The 3174-nt window shown below is 64.8% G+C and carries 4 protein-coding genes; 2 read left to right on the top strand and 2 right to left on the bottom strand.

Features of this window, described 5'->3' with window-relative positions; all coding sequences use genetic code 11:
* The coding region (locus GPA_RS17815) for a phosphate acyltransferase (RefSeq protein WP_269446298.1) at window positions 1–156 on the bottom strand (156 nt) is incomplete at its 3' end.
* A 208-nt stretch (window positions 157–364) separates the two neighbouring features.
* Between GPA_RS17815 and glf the strand changes: the two genes are divergently transcribed.
* Together glf and GPA_RS02200 are read left to right on the top strand one after the other, a co-directional pair.
* The gene (glf, locus tag GPA_RS02205) at window positions 365–1579 is read left to right on the top strand and encodes a UDP-galactopyranose mutase (RefSeq protein WP_015538812.1); all 1215 of its coding nucleotides are present in this window, start codon (window positions 365–367) and stop codon (window positions 1577–1579) included.
* A gap of 4 nt (window positions 1580–1583) precedes the next feature.
* Complete coding sequence (locus GPA_RS02200; protein WP_041238820.1) at window positions 1584–2606, top strand: glycosyltransferase family 2 protein; 1023 nt, start codon at window positions 1584–1586, stop codon at window positions 2604–2606.
* A 140-nt stretch (window positions 2607–2746) separates the two neighbouring features.
* Here GPA_RS02200 and GPA_RS19720 read toward each other — a convergent pair whose 3' ends face one another.
* Window positions 2747–3085 carry a hypothetical protein gene (locus tag GPA_RS19720; protein ID WP_015538811.1) on the bottom strand — a complete coding sequence of 113 codons (339 nt, stop codon included), beginning with the start codon at window positions 3083–3085 and terminating at the stop codon, window positions 2747–2749.
* Between the last annotated feature and the right edge of the window lie 89 nt (window positions 3086–3174).

Below are 3174 nucleotides of genomic sequence, written 5' to 3'. Positions count from 1 at the left end.
CGCGTAGGGGCTCGCCTCGATGGCCGCGGCATCGCCCAGGATGACGAGGTTCGCAACCCCTTCGGCCAAGATGCGCTCGGCCGCCTGCAGCGTGCGCTCGTCGTCGCCCTCGGGCAGCACGATCGTCTGCAGGTCGCCCTTGGCGCGAACCAGCATGGAATCAAGAAATGCACTCATCGGCACTATCCTTTCGCGTATATGATCGAAGCTCGCACGACGGAAGGCATGCGAAAAAAACGATGGTTGTATGATAGCGTGCCCGCGGGCTGGGTTTTTCGGTAAACTGGCTTCTCGGTGCAATATGCGCATACTTCGGGCCGGGAGAGGCCCTACCGCTGGTATAGAGACTAAAGGAAGGTGCCCCATGGGTGTGCAGTACTGCGATTTCAAGGACGTCGATATCGACGAGGTGGACGCCCTCGTAGTGGGAAGCGGGTTCGCGGGCGGCGTCATGGCGCGCGAGCTGGCCGAGCGCGGCGGCAAGCGCGTGCTCGTGGTGGAGAAGCGCCCGCACATCGGCGGCAACATGTACGACGAGGCCGACGAGGCCGGCATCCTCGTGCACCGCTACGGGCCGCACATCTTCCACACCAACGACGAGCGCGCCTTCGACTACGTGCGCCGCTTCACCGAATGGCGCGACTACCAGCACGAGGTGCTGGCCGACTGGTACGGCACCTACCTGCCCGTGCCGTTCAACAAGAACTCCATGGAGATCGCCTTCGGCGAGGAGAAGGCCGCGCGCCTCACGGAGAAGCTCGTGGACACGTTCGGCGACGAGCGCAAGGTGACCATCACCGAGCTGCGCGCCCAGGACGACCCGGAGCTCTCCGAGATCGCCGACTTCGTCTACAAGAACGTGTTCCTCTACTACACGCAGAAGCAATGGGGCCTCACGCCCGAGGAGGTTGACCCCTCCGTCACGGCGCGCGTGCCCGTGTTCGTGTCGCGCGACAACCGCTACTTCCAGGACGCCTTCCAGGGCATGCCGCTGCACGGCTACACCCCGCTGTTCGAGCGCATGCTCGACCACGAGAACATTCAGGTGTGCCTGGGCGTGGAGGCGGAGAGCGTGTTCGACCTGGAGTTCGAGAGCGACGACGAGGACGCTCCGCTGTCCGCCATCAACGTCAAGGACCGCCCGTTCACGGGGCCCATCGTCTACACCGGGCCGCTGGACGAGCTCTTCCTGTCGCGCTTCGGCCGCCTGCCGTACCGCAGCCTGGACTTCGTGTACGAGACGCACGACGCCGACCACGTGCTGCCCTGCGGCACGGTGAACTTCACCGTGACCGAGGACTACACGCGCATCACGGAGTTCAAGTACCTCACGGGCCAGGAGACCGACAAGACCACCATCATGAAGGAGTACAGCCACTCCTACGACGACCCCAAGACGCAGACGCCGTACTACGCCATCATCAACGACGAGAACGCCGCGCACTACGAGCGCTACCGCGCGCTGACGAAGTCGCTGCCGAACTTCCACCCGCTGGGCCGGTTGGCCGAGTACCGCTACTACAACATGGACGTCATCATCGGGCGCGCGCTGGCGCTGGCAGACGAGCTGGTGGGGTAGCGCCGTGAAGACCATCTCCTTCGCCGTGCCGTGCTACAACTCGGCCGATTACATGGACGCGTGCATCGAGTCCATCTTGAAGTGCGGCGACGACATAGAGATCATCATCGTGGACGACGGCTCGACGAAGGACGACACCGCCGCCAAGGCCGATGCGTGGGCGGAGCGGCACCCCGGCATCGTCAAGGCCGTGCACCAGGAGAACGGCGGGCACGGCCAGGCCGTGAACACGGGCCTGGCGAACGCCACGGGGCGCTACTTCAAGGTGGTGGATTCCGACGACTGGCTCGACGAGGCCGCCATGCGCGAGATCATGGCCTACCTGCGCCGCCAGAACGAGCTGGAGGACGCCACCGACCTCGTGATCGGCAACTACGTGTACGAGAAGGTGTCCGAGGGCTCGCGCACCGTCATGCACTACCGCAACGTGTTCCCCGAGGGACGCGAGTTCGGCTGGGACGAGGTGGGGCACTTCGGCCAGAGCCAGTACCTGCTCATGCACTCGGTGGTCTACCGCACCGAGCTTCTGCGCGACATGGGCCTGGAGCTGCCGAAGCACACGTTCTACGTGGACAACATCTTCGTGTACGTGCCGCTGCCGCACGTGCGCACCATCTACTACCGCGACGTGGACATGTACCGCTACTACATAGGCCGCGAGGACCAGAGCGTGAACGAGAGCGTCATGAAGGGCCGCATCGACCAGCAGCTGCGCGTCACGCGCCTCATGATCGACGCCGTGCAGCTGCCCGACGCCGTTCCCGAGAAGCGCCTGGAGCGCTACATGGAGAACTACCTGTCCATGATGATGTGCATCTGCTCCATCTTCCTGCGCATGATAGGCACCGACGAGGCCGAGGACAAGCGCGAGGGCATCTGGGACTACCTCAAGGAGAAGAACCCCGACGTCTACCGGCGCATCCGCCGCAGCGTGCTGAACATGGGCACGAACCTGCCCACCGAGCTGGGCCGCAAGATCGGCATCACCGGCTACCGCATGGCCCAGAAGATATTCAAGTTCAACTAGGTTCCGGCGGCTCGACGGCTGCCGGAACGAGCCAGCAGCGAGAAGCCCCCTCGTGCAGATTCGGCACGAGGGGGCTTCTCGCTGTCTTGCCACGCCAACCTCCGCACCCGTTTCGCTTCGTGCCCGATCCGCGCGCGACGCTACTTCCTGCGCACGAACTCGTAGAAGGCGAAGATGATGGACACCACGGTGAGCACGCACACGATGAGCTCCGCCATGTTGTTCGCGTAATCGGTCTGGTCGGGGTAGAGCGCGCCGACGACGAGGAAGCCTGTGCACCAGATGAGCCCGAGGGCGAGGACGGTGCCCGTGGCGAACCGCAAGAGGATGGAGCCCTTCTTCCACAGGCGCTGGTAGGCGGCCACCTGCTTGTCGGAATAGCTCCGCTTGCGGTGCAGGCGGTACTTCGCCGCGCCGGCGACGACGCCGAACACCGTGCCGGCGGACAGCGCCGCGCATAGGGTGATGATGAGCTCCATGGGAAAACCTCCGAGGGTCGGGCGGGGCGGGCGGTTGCGGGGTCGGCCGATGCGCGTCCCGCGCCGCGCCCGTCCTCGCCATGGTACCA

Origin of the sequence: Gordonibacter pamelaeae 7-10-1-b, assembly GCF_000210055.1 — a bacterium.
In the GTDB taxonomy this organism is placed as follows: Bacteria; Actinomycetota; Coriobacteriia; order Coriobacteriales; family Eggerthellaceae; genus Gordonibacter; species Gordonibacter pamelaeae.
Note: the sequence above shows the minus strand (reverse complement) of the source record. Positions and strands in the feature narration are given on the sequence as shown.

Coding starts and splice junctions, on each gene's coding strand:
- glf (WP_015538812.1), top strand. CDS start 365: ATGGGTGTGCAGTACTGCGATTTCAAGGACGTCGATATCGACGAGGTG.
- GPA_RS19720 (WP_015538811.1), bottom strand. CDS start 3,085: ATGGAGCTCATCATCACCCTATGCGCGGCGCTGTCCGCCGGCACGGTG.